The 22,392-nt window shown below is 51.3% G+C and carries 24 protein-coding genes; 9 read left to right on the top strand and 15 right to left on the bottom strand.

All coding sequences use genetic code 11. From position 1 onward, the window contains the following. Nucleotides 1–57: 57 nt before the first annotated feature. The gene (locus I4V53_RS06965) at nt 58–285 is read right to left on the bottom strand and encodes a helix-turn-helix domain-containing protein (protein WP_502709362.1); all 228 of its coding nucleotides are present in this window, start codon (nt 283–285) and stop codon (nt 58–60) included. A gap of 537 nt (nt 286–822) precedes the next feature. On the opposite strand from I4V53_RS06965, the gene I4V53_RS06960 reads away from it, so the two are divergent. After that, nucleotides 823–1,086: an AbrB/MazE/SpoVT family DNA-binding domain-containing protein gene (locus I4V53_RS06960; RefSeq protein ID WP_195984882.1), complete on the top strand. Its 264-nt coding sequence runs from the start codon at nt 823–825 to the stop codon at nt 1,084–1,086. 341 nt (nt 1,087–1,427) lie between these two features. Here I4V53_RS06960 and rbr read toward each other — a convergent pair whose 3' ends face one another. From rbr to I4V53_RS06915, 9 genes are all read right to left on the bottom strand, one after another. Next, a complete protein-coding gene (gene rbr, locus I4V53_RS06955; protein WP_195984880.1) occupies nt 1,428–1,967 on the bottom strand; it encodes a rubrerythrin in 540 nt (179 codons plus the stop codon). Between the two features lie 190 nt (nt 1,968–2,157). Next, a complete protein-coding gene (locus tag I4V53_RS06950; RefSeq protein WP_286167061.1) occupies nt 2,158–2,550 on the bottom strand; it encodes a GNAT family N-acetyltransferase in 393 nt (130 codons plus the stop codon). Nucleotides 2,551–2,587: 37 nt separating this feature from the next. Beyond that, nucleotides 2,588–3,427, bottom strand: a complete 840-nt coding sequence (gene rsmI / locus I4V53_RS06945; RefSeq protein WP_195984878.1) for a 16S rRNA (cytidine(1402)-2'-O)-methyltransferase — start codon at nt 3,425–3,427, stop codon at nt 2,588–2,590. Continuing rightward, the gene (locus tag I4V53_RS06940) at nt 3,424–4,179 is read right to left on the bottom strand and encodes a tRNA1(Val) (adenine(37)-N6)-methyltransferase (RefSeq protein ID WP_195984876.1); all 756 of its coding nucleotides are present in this window, start codon (nt 4,177–4,179) and stop codon (nt 3,424–3,426) included. Before I4V53_RS06940 ends, rsmI begins: the two co-directional genes overlap by 4 nt. 1,302 nt (nt 4,180–5,481) lie before the next feature. Then, complete coding sequence (gene fdxA / locus I4V53_RS06935; protein WP_195984874.1) at nt 5,482–5,652, bottom strand: 4Fe-4S ferredoxin; 171 nt, start codon at nt 5,650–5,652, stop codon at nt 5,482–5,484. A 101-nt stretch (nt 5,653–5,753) separates the two neighbouring features. After that, entirely contained in the window at nt 5,754–6,647 is an 894-nt protein-coding gene (locus I4V53_RS06930) for a PSP1 domain-containing protein (RefSeq protein ID WP_195984872.1), read from the bottom strand. 48 nt (nt 6,648–6,695) lie between these two features. Further along, a complete protein-coding gene (locus I4V53_RS06925) occupies nt 6,696–7,574 on the bottom strand; it encodes a DNA polymerase III subunit (protein ID WP_195984870.1) in 879 nt (292 codons plus the stop codon). After that, entirely contained in the window at nt 7,571–7,894 is a 324-nt protein-coding gene (locus I4V53_RS06920; protein WP_050699353.1) for a cyclic-di-AMP receptor, read from the bottom strand. Before I4V53_RS06920 ends, I4V53_RS06925 begins: the two co-directional genes overlap by 4 nt. 52 nt (nt 7,895–7,946) lie before the next feature. Continuing rightward, nucleotides 7,947–9,272 (bottom strand): aminotransferase class I/II-fold pyridoxal phosphate-dependent enzyme, encoded by a 1,326-nt coding sequence (locus I4V53_RS06915; RefSeq protein WP_195984868.1) that lies wholly within the window; start codon nt 9,270–9,272, stop codon nt 7,947–7,949. A 233-nt stretch (nt 9,273–9,505) separates the two neighbouring features. Between I4V53_RS06915 and I4V53_RS06910 the strand changes: the two genes are divergently transcribed. The 6 genes from I4V53_RS06910 to I4V53_RS06885 all read left to right on the top strand — a co-directional run bounded on the left by I4V53_RS06910 (nt 9,506) and on the right by I4V53_RS06885 (nt 16,341). Continuing rightward, nucleotides 9,506–9,838, top strand: a complete 333-nt coding sequence (locus tag I4V53_RS06910) for a DUF2500 family protein (protein WP_195984866.1) — start codon at nt 9,506–9,508, stop codon at nt 9,836–9,838. A 429-nt stretch (nt 9,839–10,267) separates the two neighbouring features. Then, a complete protein-coding gene (gene ilvB, locus I4V53_RS06905) occupies nt 10,268–11,890 on the top strand; it encodes a biosynthetic-type acetolactate synthase large subunit (RefSeq protein ID WP_195984864.1) in 1,623 nt (540 codons plus the stop codon). Between the two features lie 12 nt (nt 11,891–11,902). After that, nucleotides 11,903–12,403, top strand: coding sequence for an acetolactate synthase small subunit (ilvN, locus tag I4V53_RS06900; RefSeq protein ID WP_050699346.1), 501 nt, complete (start codon nt 11,903–11,905; stop codon nt 12,401–12,403). 166 nt (nt 12,404–12,569) lie between these two features. Beyond that, complete coding sequence (gene ilvC, locus I4V53_RS06895; protein WP_195984862.1) at nt 12,570–13,577, top strand: ketol-acid reductoisomerase; 1,008 nt, start codon at nt 12,570–12,572, stop codon at nt 13,575–13,577. A 408-nt stretch (nt 13,578–13,985) separates the two neighbouring features. Next, complete coding sequence (locus I4V53_RS06890) at nt 13,986–15,647, top strand: hypothetical protein (RefSeq protein WP_195984860.1); 1,662 nt, start codon at nt 13,986–13,988, stop codon at nt 15,645–15,647. A 22-nt stretch (nt 15,648–15,669) separates the two neighbouring features. After that, the gene (locus I4V53_RS06885; protein ID WP_195984858.1) at nt 15,670–16,341 is read left to right on the top strand and encodes a hypothetical protein; all 672 of its coding nucleotides are present in this window, start codon (nt 15,670–15,672) and stop codon (nt 16,339–16,341) included. Between the two features lie 86 nt (nt 16,342–16,427). Here the strand turns inward: I4V53_RS06885 and I4V53_RS06880 are convergent, their stop codons facing one another. Next, nucleotides 16,428–16,604 (bottom strand): hypothetical protein, encoded by a 177-nt coding sequence (locus I4V53_RS06880; protein WP_195984856.1) that lies wholly within the window; start codon nt 16,602–16,604, stop codon nt 16,428–16,430. A gap of 279 nt (nt 16,605–16,883) precedes the next feature. On the opposite strand from I4V53_RS06880, the gene I4V53_RS06875 reads away from it, so the two are divergent. Further along, entirely contained in the window at nt 16,884–18,239 is a 1,356-nt protein-coding gene (locus tag I4V53_RS06875; RefSeq protein ID WP_195984854.1) for a DUF975 family protein, read from the top strand. A 105-nt stretch (nt 18,240–18,344) separates the two neighbouring features. After that, nucleotides 18,345–19,127 (top strand): DUF975 family protein, encoded by a 783-nt coding sequence (locus I4V53_RS06870; RefSeq protein ID WP_286167067.1) that lies wholly within the window; start codon nt 18,345–18,347, stop codon nt 19,125–19,127. A gap of 100 nt (nt 19,128–19,227) precedes the next feature. Here I4V53_RS06870 and I4V53_RS06865 read toward each other — a convergent pair whose 3' ends face one another. The 4 genes from I4V53_RS06865 to I4V53_RS06855 form a co-directional block, all read right to left on the bottom strand. Next, a complete protein-coding gene (locus tag I4V53_RS06865) occupies nt 19,228–19,887 on the bottom strand; it encodes a hypothetical protein (protein WP_195984850.1) in 660 nt (219 codons plus the stop codon). A gap of 193 nt (nt 19,888–20,080) precedes the next feature. Continuing rightward, nucleotides 20,081–20,743 (bottom strand): hypothetical protein, encoded by a 663-nt coding sequence (locus tag I4V53_RS06860; RefSeq protein WP_195984848.1) that lies wholly within the window; start codon nt 20,741–20,743, stop codon nt 20,081–20,083. Between the two features lie 14 nt (nt 20,744–20,757). Further along, nucleotides 20,758–20,997, bottom strand: coding sequence for a matrixin family metalloprotease (locus tag I4V53_RS14195; protein WP_353616491.1), 240 nt, complete (start codon nt 20,995–20,997; stop codon nt 20,758–20,760). 116 nt (nt 20,998–21,113) lie between these two features. Beyond that, nucleotides 21,114–22,307, bottom strand: coding sequence for a CARDB domain-containing protein (locus I4V53_RS06855; RefSeq protein ID WP_195984846.1), 1,194 nt, complete (start codon nt 22,305–22,307; stop codon nt 21,114–21,116). Nucleotides 22,308–22,392: the final 85 nt, after the last annotated feature.

Below are 22,392 nucleotides of genomic sequence, written 5' to 3'. Positions count from 1 at the left end.
ATCTTTTTTCATATGGTCGAAACCGTAGGCCCGCGCTGTTTCAGGCAGGGCGGGGGATTACAATTCTATTTTGCGGCTGCGCTCATAGGGTCTGGAATCATCCGTCAGGCCCATCAGGTAATCCACACTGACGCGATAAAATACGGAAAGCGCTTCCATTACCTCCAGAGAGGGTTGAGCTTTACCGTTTTCATAACGGGAATATGTCTGCTGGCAACAGCCGAGGTATTCAGCCAGTTCCTGCTGCTTTTTATCGTTATCTTCACGGAGCTCTCGCAGTCTCAAGCGCATATTATCACCAAGGTTATAATAGGGTAGATTAAAATGTGGGATTGCGTTATACGCAGATTCTGTGTATAATGAAAGCGTATTATGCGCGTGAACAAAATTGACGGAAGAAATGGATAAAAAATACAGGGTTTTGGACTGCTTTCAGGCTAAATAGCGTACGATCGACCGTTTCTGTGGAAAAGAAAAGGATTAGAGAGCAAAAATAAAGAACGATTATTTGTCGCGTGAATAAAAATCACATTTTAATTCCATTATTTCCAGATAATTCAATTAAAATCATCTTCTATTTAGAGGCAAAATGGTATTTTTTAAGGGGAGGGATCACAAATGTAAATAAAATTTATGAGAAAATACGTGAATTTTGTCTTAAGTAAATTGACTTATAGGAAAATATGTGAATGATTGAACGAGATTACTGCATATTGCCAAAAATTCAATCTCACGAAGCCTAATAATATGTGATTTATGAATTGACAATTTTTACATATTATGTTATTATGAGTAAGACAAAAAGGAAAGAGGGGGCAGTATATGATGCAAATGAAACAGGTTCGCAAATTGGACGAGCTGGGACGCATCGCACTTCCTGCAGAGGTGCGAGAGAGCTTCCGCTGGCAGACCGGAGACAAGCTGGAAATTGTGATGCGGGAGGATGGAATCCTGCTGCGCAAACAGGGAAAAACTTGTATGTTCTGTGGGGACAGCGAAGATCTTCTGCACTATCAAAAACACTTTGTGTGCTCGAACTGCGCGAGATCGCTTTTTGCGATGGCGGACGCAGAGAAAGAAGCATAAGGGAGTTCATATACCTTAAACACGCCGGGACGCTGCATGGATATATCTTTCCTCGAAAGGGTAAGCGGGGAAGGAAATGCGGCGACCGGCGTGTTTTCTATTTTTTGTGTCACAAAAGCTGTCACAGGTTGTCTGTAAAAAAGCCGCGTGCTACAATGAAACCGTATCCCGGCAGCGGGATATATGAGAGCGTCGCCCGCTGGTTCTCCCGCATACCGGTTGAGCGCCCGGCCGAAAAAAGCGGTATGTGTACAGCGGGCGGGGCCGTTATATCAGAATAGAACACAAAAAAGGACCGTCCGTGCAGCGCATGGACGGTCCTTTTGATGTTCAGCAGAAAATTAATAGTTTACCGCACGGCGCTCAAAATAGGCCTGCGGATGTTTGCACGCCGGGCAGATCGCCGGGGCGGCTTTGCCGATGTGGATGTATCCGCAGTTGCGGCATACCCATACGGTTTCCTCGCCCGCCTTGAAGACGATGTCCTCTTCGATGTTCTGTGCCAGCTTGCGGTAACGCTCCTCATGGGTTTTCTCAATGGAAGCGATCAGGCGCATCTGTGCGGCGAGCGCGGTAAAGCCCTCTTCTTCCGCGACGTCTGCAAATTCCCTGTACATCTCGGTCCACTCATAATTTTCGCCCGCGGCGGCGTCTTTCAGGTTGTCCAGCGTGGTGCCGATGCCGCCGTCGTGCAGCGCCTTGAACCACAGTTCCGCGTGCTCTTTCTCGTTGCGCGCGGTTTCCTCAAAGATGGCTGCGATCTGCTCGTAGCCTTCCTTCTTCGCCTTGGATGCGTAGAAGGTGTACTTGTTGCGTGCCTGGGACTCACCCGCGAATGCGGCCATTAAGTTCGCTTCTGTTCTGCTGCCTTTTAATTCCATAGCTTTTTTCCTCCTGCATGTATCATTTCAAGCGTGCATTCCGTCGCTTGATTCCGGGATCATTCGGCGGTTTGTCCGCCTGCCGGAGCAATACTAGTTTTCCAGCTCCTACCAACTATTATACATGCCAAAGAAATTATAATCAACGGAGAAACAAAGAACATTTTGTGAAAAATTGTGAAAATCTGGGTTACAGGTCCCGTTTGAGATAGAGCATATCCACGCATTGGAAACCGTTTTCCCAAATGGGTTCCGGATAGTTTCTGGTGAAAAATTCCCGCTCCGTGTGGGAGTAGGAAAAGCCGAACCGTTCATAGTAGGGAACCATCTGTCCGGAGGTGCCGACGTACATGCGCTGATAGGTGCGCGCGCAGGTTTCCATCAGGAACCGCAGCATCCGTCCGGCGTATCCTCGATTCTGCAGAGCCTCCTCCGTCGCCAGATTTTTTAATTCGCAAGAGCCGCCGCCCAGGTCCGCAAGAACCGTGACGCAGGCGGGGACGCCGTCTTCCCGCAGCAGGTACATGCTGCCCGATTCCAGATAGCGGTCGATCATCGCTTCACACGGGTCCGCAAGCAGCAAGAGGGGCAGATAGTCCTTTTTATTCGTCAGGACGGGATCAATCTGTATCTGAATGGGTCAGCACCTCCCGGTAAATGTCGCGTTTGGCCAGCCCGCTCTCCTGTGCGGCGCGTTTGGCGGCTTCGGACGGCGCGGCGCCCTCCGTAATCAGCTCCTTTGCCAGCGCGACGGCCTCTTCCAGCGTGTAGCCATCGGCTTCCGGTTTAGGCGCGCCCTCGATCACCAGCACGATCTCTCCCTTGAAGGGTTCCTCCTTGCAGCGCCTGACAGCCTCGCTGAGGGTGGTCCGCACGACCTCCTCATGGATTTTGGTCAGCTCCCGCACGATCGCGATGCGGCGGTCGCCCCACGCGGCCAGCATGTCGCGCAGGGTGGCGTACAACTTGTGCGGCGCCTCGTAAAAGACCATGGTGCGCCGTTCATTTTTTACGTCGTCCAGATGGTCCCGGCGGCTCTTTTTGTTGACGCTCAGAAAGCCTTCAAAGGTGAAACGGCCCGTCGGCAGGCCGGAGATCGCCAGCGCGGAGACAACGGCGCTGGGTCCCGGCACCGCCAGCACCGGGATGCCCCGCTCGGCGCACTGGGCCACCAGCAGCTCGCCCGGGTCGGAGATGGCGGGCATTCCCGCGTCGGAAACCAGCGCGCAGGATTCCCCCGCTTCCAGCCGGGCGCAGATCAGATCGCCGCGCTCGCGTTTATTGTGCTCAAAGTAACTGACCAGCGGCTTTTTGATGCCGAAATGATTCAGCAGCTTGAGTGTGACGCGGGTATCCTCCGCCGCGATGAAATCGACGGACGAAAGCGTTTCCGCCGCGCGCGGGGAAAAGTCCGATAGATTGCCGATGGGCGTGCCCACAATGTACAATGTGCCGGTCATAAATGGCCCTCCTTGTATGCGCCGTAAATTTGAATCATTTCCGGAGAAAAATCGCCGGATGCGTCCTCAACGAACAGAACGGGTTCCACGCGAAGCCCCGGTTTGCCTCCGCGCGCCGCCTGAAGAAGAAACAGGAACGGCGGCTTGTCCGGCCGCTGCTGTACAAAGCGCAGGCGTTTTGGCTCCAGTCCGGCGTTCCGCAGGTCCTCCATGACGCCGCAGAGGCGTTCCGGCCGCAGGCAGCAGCAGAACCGCCCGCCGAACCGCAGCTGATACGCCGCCGCTCTGGCGATGTCCGCGAACCCGCACGCCACCTCGTGCCGCGCGATGGACAATCCCTCGTGCGGGTTCCGGATGCCGGTCCCCTCCGGCTTATACGGCGGGTTGCAGCAGACCAGGTCCAGGCCGCGCGGCGCATGCAGATAGGGGAGCTGCGTCAGGTCCCCGCGTACGATGGAAATGGTTTCGTCCAAACCGTTTTCCAGAACGGATCGCTCCGCCATGGAACAGGCGTCGTCCTGGATTTCGACAGCGTATACTTTCGCGGGCATGGAGCCTTCGCCGGCCCGGGCTTTGGCGCACCAGATCAGCGGAATGGCCCCGCAGCCGGTTCCAAAATCGGCGCAGGCCTCATTTTTACGCGGCGCGGCAAACCACGCGAGAAGCACGGTGTCGGTATTAAACCGATGAACGGGGGAGACAAGCAGGGAGATTCCCCCGGAGAGGGGTTCAAAATGTTCGTTGGGAAGCAATATGGTAACCTCCAGACCTGCGGGACCTCCGGTCGGGACGGCCCGGACGTGTAACGTCTTTCGCGCCTCCGGCGATTTTCCCAGTAGGTTTCTATAAAAGATGATCTTTTATAATCCACCCTACAAGGTGTCTTTATATCCTTAATAAAACGCTGTGGCGGGACAAGCTCCCGGTTTTTTTCACCTTGCAGGGTAATGGCTGAAACGCGTTTTTCCGCTTTTCTGAAAAGCGGCGGGATCAAAGGGCAGGGCCCTTTGCCGTTCTCCGCAGAGAACGGAACTCTCTTCCTGAGAAGAGCGAGTGGGAACGAGTGATAGGGTCCTTTACGAGGCAGGAAGCTGCCTATGGGGCTTTTCTTTGGTTCCCCGGCTTTCGCCGGGAATTATACGTCGCTTTGAAAAGCGACAGCAAAGACTTTTTACTTTAAGAAAGTAAAACAAATTTTATTTAAACAATTTTTACATTGCGGAAGCAATGTGATTTTTTGCTTTTAAAGAGCAAAAGCAAATTTTATTTATTGTAAAGCAATGGGTTCCTTGCTTTTAGAAAACAAAAGAGCTTTTGTTGCACAGACAACATTTCATAAAATTTCTATTTTATTTCAATATCATCTTATTCTTATATTGTTGCATTAACAATATTATATCAAAAGTCTAAATGTCTTTATAGGACTTCACACACTTTAATATAAATCAAACAAACTGATTGCACATGCAATCTTTACCGCTTATTCGCTTTTGATAAAGCGGGAGAAACCCGCTGGTTTGCCCTCATGCCGGGCGGCACCTCCGGTGGGGACGCTCGCTAGAGGCTAAAGCCTCGCTCGATGCTCCAAACGACCATCGCCGGAGGCGCGTCAGACACAGCGTGTCCGTCTTGCCACAAAAGTAAGCAAAAGCACGCGAAGGGGGGCGTGAGAGCTGGGCTCCGGCTGGGTACGACTCGCGCCCCCCTTCACCCCCGGTATCCCCATACACCTAAGTTGCTCAGGGCGGGCGGCGTGGTTTTCATTGACGGCAGAGCTTTGGTTTTTGTTTTCTCTTTTGGATTTGGTGAAATCCTTAGCTGGTTTTCCATCATTCTATATTTGAACGTTGTTGGGTGAAATCTTTATGCTCTTTGTGACTCTCTTTTCTTACTGAGAATGCCGCCGCAGGCGCGTCAGACGTTGTACGTCTTGTTCAGCCACTGTGTAAATGTGATTCTTTTATGATGCTGTATAACGTGCTGTGCGCGCAGGTCTGGAGGTGCAAAAAAGGCGAAGCGCTTGGCGCTTCGCCTTTTAGCTTGCATAGATGAAATTATTCCTGAGCAGGAGCGCCAACCGGGCAAACCTCTGCGCAAGCACCGCACTCTGTGCAGGTCTCGGGATCGATAACGTACTTGCCGTCACCTTCGGAAATTGCGCCAACCGGGCAGCCACCTGCGCAAGCGCCGCAGGAAATACATTCATCGCTAATTACGTATGCCAAAGGAAACACCTCCAATAATTTTTACAAGCTTATTTTAACACAGATTGACAAAAAAGCAACAGTTTATTGTGTGTTTCATAAAAAATTCCAGCGATTCAACCTTACTTCTTTTCCGATTCCATCGGCTGTTCGGGCTCTGTTTTGTCAGCGGCTTTTTCCGCTGGTTTCTCGCCGCCGCCGCGTGCGCCGCGCACCAGCTTGACCTGCTTAACGGTAAAGGTCTGCGGCGCGGCTTCCGGCGCGGAATCCAGCCGCACCTGCAGCTTGCCGGTCAGGATATTCTGGTCCACCACGACGCCCTTGCCGGACGGCGTAATCACCACGGAATTGACCGAGGGCGTGCGGCGCAGCAGGTCGGAATAGGCCTCCTGCTCGTATTTCAGGCAGCACATCAGCCTGCCGCAGGTGCCGGAGATTTTGACCGGGTTCAGGGACAGGCCCTGTTCCTTGGCCATCTTGATGGAAACCGGCTGGAACCCGCTTAAAAAGGTGGCGCAGCAGAACGGCCGCCCGCAGATGCCCAGCCCGCCCAGCATCTTTGCCTCGTCGCGCACGCCGATCTGGCGCAGTTCGATGCGGGTGCGGAACACGGACGCCAGGTCCTTGACCAGTTCGCGAAAATCCACGCGCCCGTCCGCCGTAAAGTAAAATAAAATCTTGCTGTTGTCAAAGGTGTATTCCACGTCGACCAGCTTCATATCCAGCTTATGCGCCGCGATCTTTTTCAGGCAGATGCCGAACGCGGTCTTTTCTTTGATCGAATTCTCCGCCACGCGCTTCAGGTCGTCTTTCGTCGCCACGCGAATCAGCTTTTTCAGCGGCTGTACGATTTCCTCTTCGGTGATCTCTTTTTTCTCCATGGCGACTTCGCCGCATTCCACGCCGCGCGCGGTTTCCACGATCACGTTGTCGCCCAGTTTTAATTCGTTGCCGTCCGGGTCAAAGTAATACACCTTGCCCATGTTTTTAAAACGAACGCCTATAACCTCGGCCATACAAACCTCCCGTACGATGTTTTTCTATGGTTAGGATACCCATTTTACCTATTTTTTACGCCCGTGCGCCGCGGTGCAGAGCCGCGCGCAGAAAGCGGTGACCAAAAGCGCCGCGTTGGCGTTTTGCTCCTGTGCCCGCTGCGCCTTTTTTACCTGTTCCAAAAGGGCAAGGAGCCTGTCCCGCGTCAGCGCGTGCGCGAGCGTGTCCGCCGCTTCCCGCTGGCCGGAAAGGCAGGAATCCCCGCCCGCCCGCAGGACGCAGGCGTCCCGAAACAGCAGGTAAAGCTGCTTGAAAATGCGGCGCAGGCGGTCCTTGTCCCGGATGAGCGGCGCGGTCAGCTCCAGAAGCGCAGCTTCCGCCGCCGCGGGGATCGCGGCGCAAATAGACGCGCACAGCGCGGCGTCCTCCGGCGCGGCGGCTGTTTCCCCTTCCAGGGTAAACAGCTGTGCGCGGGACCGCACGGTGGGAAGCATCGCCGATGCGGATGTGACTGTCAAAAGAAACAATACATGGTCCGGCGGTTCCTCAAAGACCTTCAACAACGCGTTCTGCGCCTGTTCGGACATCGTTTCCGCGTTTTCCAGCAGGAACACGCGGCGCGGCGCTTCGTTCGGCTTGATGTACGCGTCCGAACGGATGGTGCGGACCGCGTCCACGTGGAACGACCGGGCAGCCGTTCCGCCCCCCGCGATGGTGATGTCCGGATGGGAACCCGCCGCAGCCTTGATGCACCCGGGGCAATGCCCGCAGGGGCGCTCTCCTTCCCCGGTACAGACCGCCGCTTTTGCGATCCAACGGGCCAGCGTTTCTTTGCCGCTGCCCGCCGGTCCCTCGATCAGGATCGCGTGCGGCAGCCGGTTTTCAGAAAAGGCGAGGGACAGGCTCTGCTTGACGCCCTCGCCGCAGAAAATTCCTTCGAAATTCATACCTTTTCAAAACGGTCGACGTCCAGCACAAAGATGGTCGCGCCGCCCACAGTGACTTCTACCGGCATGGAAGTATACATCCCCATGTCCATGGTGGAGGTGCTCGGCACAAGCTGTGTGCGCCGGCTGCTCTGCTGCTCGATGATGCGGATGACCTGGTCGACCTTGTCGTCCTCCACACCGGAGATAAACGTGGTGTTGCCCGCCATCAGAAAACCGCCTGTGGTGGCAAGCTTTGTAACCGGGAACCCCTCCTGGGTCAGCGCAGCGGAAACCATGCTGCTGTCGTCTTTATTCACAATGGCAAGAACCAGCTTCATAATGATTGCCTCCCATTCTCTATGTAATCCGATCCGGCCATCCGGATCGTTTTTATTTTAGCACTTTTATAGAGGAAAAGCCATAGGAACGCAAAAACTCCACGGCCTCCCTGGTAATTTCTTCCCCGGGCATCACGACCGGCACGCCGGGCGGGCAGGGGCAGGCGGGTTCCGCCGCGATGCGGCCGGCGCTTGAGGCCAGCGGCACGGACTCCGCCTTCGCCAGGACCGCCTCCCGCAGGGAAGCGCGCACTGGCGGAAGGGGTGGCAGCTGCGCGATCGTGTTTCCGGCGGAAAGGGGCGCGCCCGCATGCCGGAGCAATCCACGGAAGCCCGCTTCCAGACGCGCGAAATCCCCCTCCATATTGAACGGCGTCACAATGCAGACCACGCACCGGCTGTCCGCGTATTCCGGCTCGCAGCCTGCCCGGCGCAGATGTTCCGCCGCCTCTGTCCCCGTCAGGCCGATGGAGGCGGTGCCCACCGTGATGCGCGTGGGGTCCCACCGCAGGGGAGAGTCGTCCGGGCCCATCCCCAGCACATGCAGGCCCATGGACTGCAAAGCCGCTTTCAGGTTGCATACGCGCGTTTGCAGCTGGGCAAAGGCCGCTTTTCCGTGTTCCTCCAGCCATGCGCGGCAGAGGTCGAGCGAGGCCATAATGGGGTACGACGGGCTGGTGGAGCCGAACAGGCTCATAGCGCCCTTCGCTTCGTCTGCAAACCGCTCGTCCGCAATATGCAGCCAGGCCCCGCCGGTCAGCACGTTCAGCGTCTTATGCGCGGAGCAGGCTGTCATCGACGCACCAAGCGCGATGGGGTGCAGGATCGGATCGGTGAAAAACAGGTGTGCCCCGTGGGCGTTGTCCATCAGCAGGGGGATGCCGTGGTTTTTGCAGGCCGCCGCAAGGGCGGGGACGTCCGCCAGCTCGCCGTAGTAGTTGGGGCTGGTGATGTAGACGGCTTTGACGTCGGGATGCTGTTCCACCGCGGCACAGAGGTCCTCCGGCATGGCCCAGACGGGCGTCAATCCCAGCAGGGCCATTGTGTTGACCGCCGAGCGGTGCAGCACGCGGCTGCATAGGACGCGTCCGCCGCAGGGCGCGGCCAGCCGGAGCATCGCCTGGATGCAGAGCGTGCAGCCTCCGGCGGAGAACAGCGTGCGTTTGGTTCCAAACAGCGCGGCGGCGGCTTCCTCCGCCTGTAAAATCGGGCCTTCCGCTTCAAACAGGCTGTCCGTATCCGGCAGTTCCGTGTAGTCGAGGGACAAAAGGTTTGGCGGCAATGCGGAGGGATTGCTCTTGTGCCCCGGCGTGTGAAATGACGCGCGGCGGAGGGACTGGTGGGTTAAAAGGGCGGTATAGAGGGGTGTTTCAGTCATGGCGAGGGTCCTTTCCAATCAAAATGAAATCAGGTGAAATTTTCAACACAGGTTTGCTGTTGGCGGCAATCAAGTGTTATTATATCATTGTAAATTTAGAATTCTGATCTTTTATATTGTGCAATCAAGAGGAGGGAGCCGGATATGGAAAACAGAAGAAATACCCCCGGGTCAATTGCGTTATAAAAACTTGCCGCCGGTCGTTTAACGCATCTGTTTTGGAGGGGATGAACATGCAGACAGTCGCAATTTTATTTTTGGTCCTCTGGGGTGCGTCCGTTGTCTGCGGGATTTTATACTGGATTCTGACCGTGAGGGAACGGAAACAGTGCCCCAAATGCAAACATGCGACGGTTCTCCACAAAGAAGAGGTCCGCTATGAGGCTTATTCCATGAGAAGAGCCGTTATGGAGACCCAAAACGATTTTCTGATTACCTTTTCCATAGACGGAAAGGCAGAGACATTCGCCGCCGGCCCCGGCTTCTACGCGGGGCTGCAAGCCGGGGAGCAGGGCATGCTGTACTATCAGGGGGACCGCGTCGTCGATTTTCAGAAGGATCGCTGACGCGGCTTTCTTAGGAAAAAATCGTATCCATTTTATCATAAACCGGAATCCGGCGCCATACGGATACAGCAGGTTCGTCCATGAAACATCCAGTAAAAAGGATAAAAATACAAAATAATTGCATAGATTTTCATTCTGTGACAATTTAGCGTATTAACTAATGAAATTCACATCCCGGCGGAGGTCTGTTGTGCGGTTCCGACAGAAAAGGCGCTCCGCCCCGGCGGGATGCAGGCGGTTTCCCGCCGTCCTGCATCAAATTTCCAGCCGGTTCCGCTGCGGAAAAGCGAGTTTGCGTCCCTTTGAAGGTCTTGACGGGCCGTGGGATAAATACTATAATATTTTAAATAACGAAAGCGACCGAAACATACGAATTTTGACAGTGCGCTGTGCGGCTGTCATCGGTTTGAGAGATAAAGGAGTGGGTCTATGATCAGCGGAGCGGAAATCATGGTGAAATGCCTGGAAAATGAGGGCGTTTCCTACATATTCGGTTATCCGGGCGCCGCAATTTGCCCGTTTTACGACTGCATCACGCGGACAAAGATCAAGCATGTTCTGGTCCGTCAGGAGCAGAACGCGGCCCATATCGCCAGCGGCTATGCCCGCTCAAGCACAAAACCGGGCGTCTGCGTGGCGACTTCCGGCCCCGGCGCAACCAATCTGATCACCGGCATCGCGACGGCGTACATGGATTCCATCCCGCTGATCGCTATCACCGGGCAGGTCAATTCCTGGCTGCTGGGCCGCGACGTCTTTCAGGAGGCGGACATCACCGGCGCGTGCCAGCCGTTTGTCAAGCATTCCTATCTGGTCAACAATGCAGCGGAACTGCCCCGCATATTCAAGGAGGCGTTTCACATCGCCACCACAGGCCGTCCCGGCCCGGTGCTGATCGACGTCCCCACGGATATCCAGCTGCAGGAAATCGAAGCGTTTAACTATCCCGCGAAGGCGGATATTATCGGATACAAGCCCCGCACGCAGGGACACCCGATCCAGGTCAAAAAAGCCCTGCAGGCGATCAAGGACGCGGAACGTCCCATTATCTGCTGCGGCGGCGGCGTGGTGCTGGCAGGCGCGCGCGACCAGATGGTCGCGTTTGCCAAAAACAGCGGCATTCCCGTGGCGGCCACGATGATGGGCATCGGCGTGATGCCGATGGACAGCCCGTACTATCTGGGGATGATCGGTTCCCATGGGCGGTCCAGCGCCAACAAGGCGATGAGCGAGGCCGACCTCGTGATTCTCTGCGGCGCGCGCGTGGGCGACCGTGCGGTCGCGGCCCCGGAGAGCCTGGCGGAAAAGGCCCGGATCATCCATATTGACATCGACCCCGCCGAAATCGGCAAGAATATGACAGCCCACATTCCGATCGTGGGCGACATCCGCCTGGTGCTCGGCGCGCTGGCGGAAAAGGTGGAAAACACCGTTCCCCAGGAATGGGTGGAGCATGTGTTTTCCCTCAAAGAGAAATACCCGCCCCGCGGCGAAGCGCGCGAGGACTTTGTGGAACCGCGCGTCTTTATCCGCGACCTCTCCAAAATGATGCAGGAGGACGCGATTCTGGTTGCCGACGTCGGTGAAAACCAGATCTGGGCGGCGCGCAATTTCAACGTCAAGGAGGGGCGCTTCCTCACCTCCGGCGGTCTGGGGACCATGGGATATTCCGTCCCTGCGGCCATCGGCGCGAAGATCGCCAAGCCCAAGCGGCAGGTCGTCGCGGTCTGCGGCGACGGCTCCTTCCAGATGTGCATGTGCGAGCTGGGCACGCTGATCCAGAACGACGTGCCGGTGAAGATCGTCATCATGGAAAACAACCGCCTGGGCATGGTCCGCGAGTTTCAGGACCGTTTGTACGGCTGCCGCCACATCGGCACCGTGCTGGAAAACGGCAACCCGGACTTTGTCAGGCTGGCAGAATCCTACGGCATCGAAGCCGCGCGCGCGGAGAACAACGCGCAGGCGGTGGAACTGGCAAGGAAGATGCTGGACAGCAAAAAAGCCTTTATCCTGGTGTGCAGCGTAGACCCGGAAACACCGTCCATATAAGGGGGAACCGCCATGAAATATACGATTTCCATTCTGGTGGAGAACCAGCCCGGCGTACTGTACAAGGTTTCCGGCCTGTTCGCCCGCCGCGGGTTCAATATCGACAGTCTCGCCGTCGGCGAGACGGAGGATTCCACCATCTCCCGCATTACGATCGTCGTCAACGGCGACGAACACATCGTCGAGCAGGTGGAAAAACAGCTCAATAAGGTAATTCAGGTCATTAAGGTCCGCGTGCTGGAGCCGGAATCCTTCTACAGCTGCTATCTCTCGCTGATTAAAGTCAGCAGCAACGCCCAGCAGCGCGCGGAAATTATGAAAATCGCGGAGCTGATGCGCGCCCAGATTGTGGACGTCGCAACCGACTGCCTGACGCTCCAGTTTACAGACAGCACGGAGCGCACGGAAACGCTCATCAGCCTGTTAAAGCCCTATGGGATCAAAGAAATTGTCCGCGCGGGCGCCCTCGCCATTGAGAAGGGCTCCGCCATCGCCCGCAGAAAGGGCAGCTAACAAGACAGTCTGCCAGGCCGGAGGGCTCCGGACCGACGCGCGCGGGATTTCCCGGGAAACGCGCGGAAGGACCCGCCGTTCCCAGGCCTGTACCAAACTTCCGCCGGGCGTTCGCCGGGCGGCCCAATAAATTTATTGCCGATTCCGGCAAGGAGGAAATGTAATCATGCCTAAGATTTATTATGAAGCCGATTGTGACATCAACGTCCTGAAAGGCAAAAAAGTTGCGATTATCGGTTACGGCAGCCAGGGCCACGCACATGCGCTGAACCTGAAGGAAAGCGGCGTGGACGTCGTCGTCGGCCTCTATGAGGGCAGCAAGAGCCGCGCCAGAGCGGAAAAAGCCGGCCTGACCGTCATGACCGTTCCGGAGGCGACCAAGGCTTCCGATATTATCATGATCCTGATTCCCGACGAGCGCCAGGCGGATATGTACAAGAAGGATATCGCTCCCTACCTGACCGAGGGCAAGGCCCTTGCGTTCGCGCACGGCTTCAACATCCATTTCGGCCAGATCGTGCCGCCGGCAAACATCGACGTGTTCATGATCGCCCCGAAGGCGCCGGGCCACACCGTCCGCAGCGAGTTCCAGGAAGGCAAGGGCACGCCCTGCCTCGTCGCGGTGTACCAGGACGCTTCCGGCCACTGCCTCGACATCGCGCTGGCCTACGGCGCGGGACTGGGCGGCGCGCGCGCAGCCATCATGGAGACCACCTTCAAGATTGAGACCGAAACCGACCTGTTCGGCGAGCAGTGCGTCCTCTGCGGCGGCGTGACCGCCCTGATGAAGGCCGGCTTTGAGACGCTGGTCGAAGCGGGCTATGCGCCGGAGAACGCATACTTTGAGTGCATCCACGAGATGAAGCTGATCGTCGACCTGATCTACAGCGGCGGCTTCTCCATGATGCGTTATTCCGTCTCCGACACCGCCGAGTACGGCGACTACGAGATCGGCAAGCGCCTGATCACCGAGGAGACCAAGAAGGAAATGAAGAAGGTCCTCTCCGAGATTCAGGACGGCACCTTTGCCCTGCGCTGGATTGCCGAGAACAAGAACGGCCGCCCGCACTTCAACGCGTGCCGCCGCATCGAGGCTTCCCACGAGCTGGAGGCCGTCGGCAAGGAGCTGCGCAAGATGTATTCCTGGAACGGCGAGAACAAGTACGCCGACTAAGTTACATAGCGATAGAGTGAAAGCCCTTCACCGCAAATGCGGTGAAGGGCTTTTTATGTGTTTTAGGTGAGGTTTAATTGTCACAGAGTATGAGCGCAGTTTTAAGCATTTGGTTGTAACGGTAATATTGGAAGTAAAAGTTTTCTGCTTGCTGTGATAGCTTTATTAAAACACTGCAATAATTTAGATAAATAAAACTAATTTATTAAAATAATTATAGTCAAATAGCTTAGATTTATGTTGACTAGAGAAAAAATATAATGTATTATTATTTTGATGAATATTAGAGATCTATGCTCAGAAGTAATTATGTTGAATTTTAATATGTAAGAGGTGATTCCAATGCAGTTTAGGTAGGAAAGTTCATTTAAATTAGCCAATACGATTTTTACGAACGAGGAGGAAAATATGAAAAAGTTTAAATATACATGGACTGCTATTGTATTAGCGTGTGCAGTAATGTTCATTTCAATTCCTGCCTATGCAGCTGATACTTCTGATGATCTGATTGATACCAATAGACCAGACAGCGCACAGCATAGTTTAGATTTAGAGGATAACAGAGATGAATTTGAATTAATTTATGAAAAAAATGAATGTGGAACTGTCTTACAAATGGATTCTAATCTTACAATTAAAGATAGTCCGGATTGTACAGTTGAAAGTATTAAAATTGCTAAGGTACCAATAGAGGACAATGAGGATGATTCTGGATTATCGCGCTTTTGTTTAGAAGCAGATGAATTAAGCGTAGACGAGATGTACAGTTTATGTCAAGATTTTTTTGAAGAGGCAACATATACAAAATTGCCTTTGGAGGATTATGATTCTCCTATGCCGTTAGCATCTTCAGCAGGGCTTCCAGATATATGTATTAGCGATTACTCTATAACAGCACCGTATGAAAAATACCCATTCCCAACGCATAAGGATACACAAATATATTTTAAAATTGAGAATATAGGGACTGCGGTTGCTAATTTTATCTATTTAGACATGTATGTGAATGATATAAAAATTTCTGCCGATTTGAATATGCAACTTGATCCATTAGAGCCCGGATATTATTATGAGTGGGAAATGCCATTTCATTGGTCAGAGGGAAAACATACAATAAAATTTGTTTTAAATGAACACCAAGGAAATATTCCACCTATGCAAGAAAGTAATTATGTTAATAATGTGGGTTCAATAACACGGAATTGGAAGGATTATGCAGACCTATATCCATCCTATTTTGATATTAAAGATGGGACAAGAAGTTTTCATGCATTAGAGACAAAGCAATTTTTTGGTAGAATTGATAATCTCGGAAGAGCGGGGGTCCAAGAATATACGGTAGTAACATCTGATAAATTTGGGAATACAATTGCTGTATATACGACTAGTTTAGAGCCAAATTATAGTTTGGAGATTGTTATAGATATAACAGTCGGTTTAAAAACGAGTAATGCATATTTTAATTTGATTGCCAGTTATAATGATGATTACGATAAAAGCAATAATACAAAAAGGTCGAGTACGTACCAAGTTGAATACGCATTAGAGTTTAATGGAAAAATATGGTCTGTTGATAAGCTTGCAGATTTAACAGTAGCTATTTGCCCTTCAGCTTTACAATACGCTGGTCAATTTGGAGTAAAGGATTACGAGATTATAGCAGCGTTACAAAAATGGAATGACGTTACTATAAGTGGACGTAAAATTAAAATTACTGCAATGATAACGAATACAGAAGAACCAGATGCAGATATAAAAATGATAGCCCGTGTAACACACGAAGATCTTGGGGCTAGTGCAGGAACTTCATTAGGGGAAGGGGGACGATACTTTGTTTCAAGAACAGTAGAGATAGCGTTAAACACTTTTAATCCATATGGTTGGGAAGAACATACAGCTGAACAACGGAGATCTACGTTTACCCATGAAATGGGACATGCATTAGGGTTAGGAGAGTCTGAGTGCTTAGATCAATCGGTAATGGTATCTGACTCATTTGCAAGTAATAGAAAAACGTATATAACTGCCCATGATAAATACGCTTTGAATTATCTATATACTCACATATAATAATTTGCAGGGTATCTAAGAAATGAAAAAAAAGCATATTGTTTTAATTTATTTTCTTATAGGACTTGGCTCCATAGGGTTATCATCACATTTGGCTGTTAGAAATATCATTCCATTGCAGAAATCTTCATCTAAGATAACCGCGCGCTATGTAAAGGATTACTGGAGAACTGCGCCGTACGCACTTTTTGACTCGGCGCAGTTGACTGAACAGGAGGCATTTCAGCGCTATCATGCGCCTGCATTTCGGGGAAAGGTGGTTTCTGTTCAGAATATTTCCCTGACAACGGAAGGCGGGACGTACGGCAAATATATGGCCTTGGCTGCGATCAAAGCAGAAAAGGTATTTGCGGGCGAGATAAAAGAAGGCGATCTTGTCCAGGTGTTGGTTCCTTTTCCAATTGTGCGTAACGACTTAGAAGGGGATACGTCAATCATCAGCCAAATCAGAACCGGTACAGAGGGCATCTGGATTCCATATCAGATAACGGATGAATTCCAGATGCAAGTCAACGGCGAAAAGCTGTACCTGTCAGACCTGGCGGAATATGAATTCACAGGCCGTTATGGAATCTTTCTGGAGAGCGATGGTAAAGTTTTATTCCAGCAGGGGGCATATGCGCTGCATCCCGACTGCACATTGGACGAGGCGGAAACGTATGTAGTGCAATGTTTGCGGAAATATGCGGAGTGAGGGACAGGCGGCGTATAAAACAGGTTTATTTTTGCAGGGGTTTCTGTGTAAACGGAAACCCCTGCTTTTTATCGGTCCATGAAAACTCAGCCCTGTTTTTTCCGAAAATGCCGGCAGGCCTCTGTATCCGGCTTTCGGGTTTTCAGGCGGGGATACCGGCAATGCCCGCAATACGTCTCCATATAGCCCTTCCCGCATTTGGTATAATGCTGTATGTAGTATTTGCAGTCCTGGCAAATGTTTTCCTGCTGTGGTGCTTCCAATGGGAATTCTCCTTTCTGCCATAAATAATCCGTTATCTGAAGAACAGTTTACTTCCCCTTCAGGCGATTGTCTATGTTCGATATAACGACTATATCGCAGATTGAAGAAATAAAAAATCCATTCCACCCAGGGCTCCCTTCTAATATTGCATGGAAACCCATACAATGGAAACGGTTCTTGTGCAAATTCCCTTGCAGATATTCGCAAAAAAGTTTATAATGAGTATCAACTTGTTGGATAAAGTCACAGAAATTTGCTTGAAAGAGAGGAAACATCCTATGTGGGATAGAAGGATTATAAAATCAAATGCGAAAACGGCTTTGAAGGGCCGTTACTGGCTCTGCTTTGCGGTGGCGCTGATCGCCTGTATTCTCGCGGGGACGTCCGGCCTGGGGCGCATGAACATCTGGAACATGGGCGGTGCGGAGCGCGCATTTTCCAATATTGAAGACCAGCTCGACCCGTACAGCGGCTACAGTGAACACTATGATTATTACGACAACTGGGACGACTACGGGTACTACGACGATTTTCATGATTTTAACGGGCGGTACGACTATTACGGCGACGGCCCGTTTTCTTCCTATAACTTCTGGGACGATCTCGGCTACGGCGGAATGGCGGTCCTGTCTGTGATCGGCGTCGTCCTGCTGATTGTATTTGGGTTGGCGCTCGCCTTCCAATTCTTTGTCGGCAACCCCATCGCGATGGGGAAATGCCGGTTCTTTATCCACAACCGGTTTGGGGATACCAAATTTGAGCACCTGTTCGGCGCGTTCAAATCGGGTTACCTCAGCACGGTAGGCGCGCTGTGCACCACGACGCTGCTGGTGGATATGTGGCTGTATATCATGATGGCCATCATGATTTTCAGCCTGTTTGCCATCCTCGGCGGCGCATATGCGATGTCGCTTCTGATCTTTGCGAGCCTGTTCCTGGTCATTCCGTATGTGATCAAGGTTTACCAATACTATTTCGTCAAATATCTGCTGGCGGATAACCCGACGCTGACGGGTTCCCGCGCGCGGCAGATCAGCTCCCTGCTGACCAGCGGGGAAAAGGGCGCCATCTTTACGCTGGACCTGTCCTTTATCGGCTGGTACTTGCTGGGCTCCCTGTGCTTCGGCCTGGGCGGCCTGTTCGTCAATCCGTACTATGAGGCGAGCGTCGCGGAGCTGTATATTTTCCTGCGCGACCGCGCCATTCAAAACGGCTTTATTGATCCCGCGGAGTTGAACCTGGCGGGCGGCGTGCCGCCGGTTACGCCGTTCTCACCCTTCAATCCGCAGTCCGCGCCGGTCTACACGCCGCCGCAGACCACCTATGTGCCGTATACCCCGGCGAACCCGTATGCGCCGCCAACCGCGCCGTATACGCCGCCGGTTTCCCCGTATGTTCCGCCTGTAAATCAAAACATGCCGCCATACGGCGCGCCGGTACAGCCTCCGGCTGCCCCCGCTCCGGAGAGGCCGGTTGTCAATCTGGAAAAAGCGGAAGCGCCGGGCGTCCAATTGGAGAAGCCGGAACCGTACGCGGAACAGCCCCGGATTCAATTGGAAAAAACGGAACCCGGCAGCCCGTCCGATGATTCACAGGAGCCGCCGCAGCCCCCGATTGTTCCGACCTCCCTTTAATTTGTAGAAAAGCGGCTGAAAAAGACATCAAAACGACATATGCGGCGTATACAATCATAACAGGATCAGGAATCCGGGAAACGAACGAGAAGGGGAGCATGTGTGATGTGGAGCAGAAGTATTTTGAAGGAAAACGCTAAGATTGCACTGAGAGGGCGGTATTGGCGTGCGTTTGCGGTCGCTTTGGTCGCATCCCTGCTGGCGGGCCTCGCGGGTATGGGGACCACGTTCAGCAACCTAGGCCAGCAGTTTATGAATTATGGCTTTCTTTATAACAGCGCTTACCTGCAAATGCTGGCGGAGCAGTTTCTCGCGTGGTCCGTGCCGTTCTCTTTGATCGGCCTGCTGCTGAGTATCTTTGTTGTAAATGTTCTGTCGATTGGGCGTGCGCGGTACTTTGTGCAGAACCACTTTGGCGATGTGCGGATGGAGACGCTGTTCAGCGGCTTTGGCGCGAACTACAAGAACTCCGTGGCGGCGATGTTTGTTACGGACCTGTATATTTTCCTGTGGAGCCTGCTGTTCCTCATTCCGGGCATCTACAAGTCGTACCAATATTATCTGGTGCCGTATATCCTCTCCGACAACCCGAACCTTCCGGGCGACCGTGCGCGGGAAATCAGCCGCGCGATGACGGACGGCGAGAAGATGAACATCTTCATTCTGCAGCTGTCCTTCATCGGCTGGTATTTCCTCGGCATGCTGTGCCTCGGCGTTGGCACGCTGTTTGTCGAGCCGTATGTGGAAGCGTCGATGGCGGAGCTGTACATCTTCCTGCGGGACCGCGCGATCCAGAACGGCGCCGTCCGCCCGGAGGAGCTGGGCCTGCTGCTGACGGAACCCGCGGTGGAGAACCCGTTCTCCAAACCGCCGGTGGATACCATCTGAAACAAAACTGGAAAGGGAGGCTTCCATGCGGAAGCCTCCCTTTTTTGCGGTTGGATATACAGAATCAATCGAGCTGTACCATGCCATTGGAAGGGCGTGGTCATTTCATGTATTTGTCAATTGCCTGTCGGTAGAAATCCAGATAGGTTTCGTCGCTGCCCAAAACGTCTTTTTCTGTTTCTGACAGGTTTTGCGTGAGCAAGTTTTCTCCTGTACTCCTTGTATTTGAGGATATGACGGGAAGGTGATTGTATATTCTGGAGTTTACTGCATAAGTATCAGCAAATTCTCCACGCGATTCATCCTGATGCATTAGAAAAAACAAATACTCTTTTCCCTTTTCCGCAGGCACATAAGGGTTTGGATAGAATTCATCAATAAAAACAACTGGGCCTTCATCGCGATTTTCAATCCAATAGGGCTCGTCTAAACGAATGGTATTGCCGGCCTTTAAATCTCCTTTAAAAACTTCCGTAATTTGAAGAGAAGTTATGGTCCACCCTCCGGTTACAACCTTTGCGGTTTTTCCATTTCCCAGATCAATACTAGATTCCCGCAAAACTTCTTCTGAATCATCGCTTAGTATCCCTTTGACAATACAATCCACTTCTGCTTCAAATTCATCAAGGTTACTTGGAGTGTGAAGATCAATCACATCGTTGTTGGGTTGGACAATTTTTACGGGAGTTTTCTGGGCGCAGCCGTTTAGAACAATGCAAGAAAGAAGAGTAACCAAACAGATACAAATAAACTTTTTCATTTTTTGTTTTCCCTTTTTGAAGCAGCTGGTAGGTACAACTTTCTACATAAACATTATAGCAAATAGAATAAAATTGCGGGGGAGAAATTCAAAACAATTCACCTAGCAAAAATTAAAAAACGAGAGGGTTTCCAATTGGAGACCCTCTCGTAAACATTTTGCAAAAAGTATAGATTAAAAAACGGGTAAGTAGTTATTTCATGTACTTTTCAATCGCTTGTTGGTAAAAGTCCAGATAAGTCTCATCGTTCCCAAGGATGTCCTTTTCTGTTTCTGATAGGCTTTGCGAAAGAGAAATTGATTGGACGCTCCTTGTTTGCGGAGAAATAACCGGAAAACGATTGTAAGATTTCGTTGCTACAGCATATGTGTTTGCAAGCCGCCCATGGGTTTCATCCATGTAATCAAGGAAAAAGATATATTCTTTCCCTTTTTCTGCTGGAACGTAAAGAGCAGGGAAAAAGCTGTCGATGAAGATATCTGTTTCACCTTCTGCTGTCATAGTGAAATATGGTTCACCCAATTTTATGGTATCTCCGATGGTTAAATCTCCTTTAATAACCTTTGTAATTTCCAAGGTGGATACAGTCCAGCCTCCAACGGTAAGTTTGGAGGTATCACCATTCCAGAGTGACACCTCAGATTCTCGCAGGACTTCTTGCGAATCATTTCTTAATTTACCCTGTACGACACAACTAACGTGTGTCTCCCACTCATCAATGTCTTCAGGTTCGTACAGGTTGATGACATTATGACCGTTAGACTGAATGATATTTATTGGTCTATTTTGTTTACAGCTACAAAGGCTTATAAAAGCTAGAATACATATCAAACAAATACAAATCGTCTTTTTCACTTCTAATCCTCCCTTCAATATTTTTCACGTAAACTGTGCTTGTCATGATCGGTAATACTGAAAGATACAAGTGGGTCTCCTGTTTGACGCATCATAGCTGAGTCATTACAAAGGGGATGGTCTAAACCTAAAACATGCCCAGCTTCATGAGTGAGCGTTCTGCTTTGAGACATTATATTTACATCAGGTAACATGTCCCAATTTAACTCAATAAGGGAGAAATCCCAGGTTTTGTTTTGATCAGAAGAAACCAAGGTTAAAGTTTTGTCATCCGTCCAAACATAAAAGGTAGTGCCTGCAAGAATAATGTCTGTTGGATTTGGATAAGCAAATTCGTCATCATATGCAGCGCGAATATAGACAGGATAATCTATTTTTTAGGAGCAATCGTAGTTATTTTATCAGTGTCCAATGTAGTTTCAACTATTTGGCCGAAGGAAGCTTTTGAGTTAATGCCATTCCAGGCGAAAAAACTCGTTTTACACATAGGTAGGGTAAGCGTATCATCTCGATTAATGAAGAGTTTAGCTGAAGCGTCAATTTTTACTCCAAGGTCTTTAGGATTCGCCCATCTACCGGTTAGAACCTCCACATCGTAATCCATGTTTACGGTGTATCCCTTGGCATCGTTGTTAGGGGTGATATCGGTTTGCGAAGAATCCGGTTCGATAAAAAATTCCACCTTATATTTTCCATATTTTAGAAAGGTAAAAGGAATGGTTCCTGATAGAATTTTTCTTGGGGATACGCTCATGGTCGATGTTTTTACCGTGCTGCCGTTTACTTTATAAATGAGTTTGACATCGTGTGCCGTAATATTTCCCCGATTGGCAAAGGCGAATTCAAAAACCTTTGGGTCTCGGACAACACCGTCTCCGGAACCATCTTCTGGCCGGAATGCATCGACGGATAACGCAATGCAATCTGCCCAGGTGCGTGTTGTTTCCTTTGTGTTATTGGTATAATTTGATTCGGTGATCGTCCGATCCTCGTTTGCAATCATCTTGAGCGTGTGTGTTCCGCCCAGAATATTTGCGGTGCAATAAAAGGTTCCGCTGTCTCCGGGATTTAAAGTTCCCTCAATCATAAATTTGCCCTTTAATGTTCCATCCAGATAGAGGGAAACAACTACATTTGTTGCGGAGGCGCTTCCTACATTGTTCAGGCCAACTTCCACTTTTGTATTCGCGTTGCTGGGATAAGGCTGATCGCCCCGGATGACAATTGCACCCAAGGAGATATCCGGCAGAGCTGCTGTTGCTGACCGGGTGCTTTTAAATTCAGGCATAGGTTTGATATCATACAAATTAGACACTTCGATAATTTCAGAAGTGGTTTCGCTGTCTTCTTCCAAATTTGTATAGAGCGCGGGCATGTCGGGCAAGTCGCTGAGTTCCAGTTCTTCTTCGAGGACCAGTTCTCCAACCTCGATACCAACTTCTGTTTCTATGGCTTCAGAGGGCGGGCTTATCTGCGGAGAAGCCAGTTCTTCAGCCGATGCGAATCCTGTGGGTGAAATACAGACTGCCAAACAGAGAATAAGCGCAAAAATTTTCTTTTTCATAAGTAACCTCCTGTTTTTTAATGTTCGATTGTCAAGTTGCGTTCTGCATGGGAATCCATTTCTTTCTTTATAAAAATTCTTATCC

This window comes from Clostridium sp. D33t1_170424_F3, from assembly GCF_015667585.1.
In the GTDB taxonomy this organism is placed as follows: domain Bacteria; phylum Bacillota; class Clostridia; order Oscillospirales; family Acutalibacteraceae; genus Anaeromassilibacillus.
This window is presented reverse-complemented; position numbering and strand designations above follow the sequence as displayed.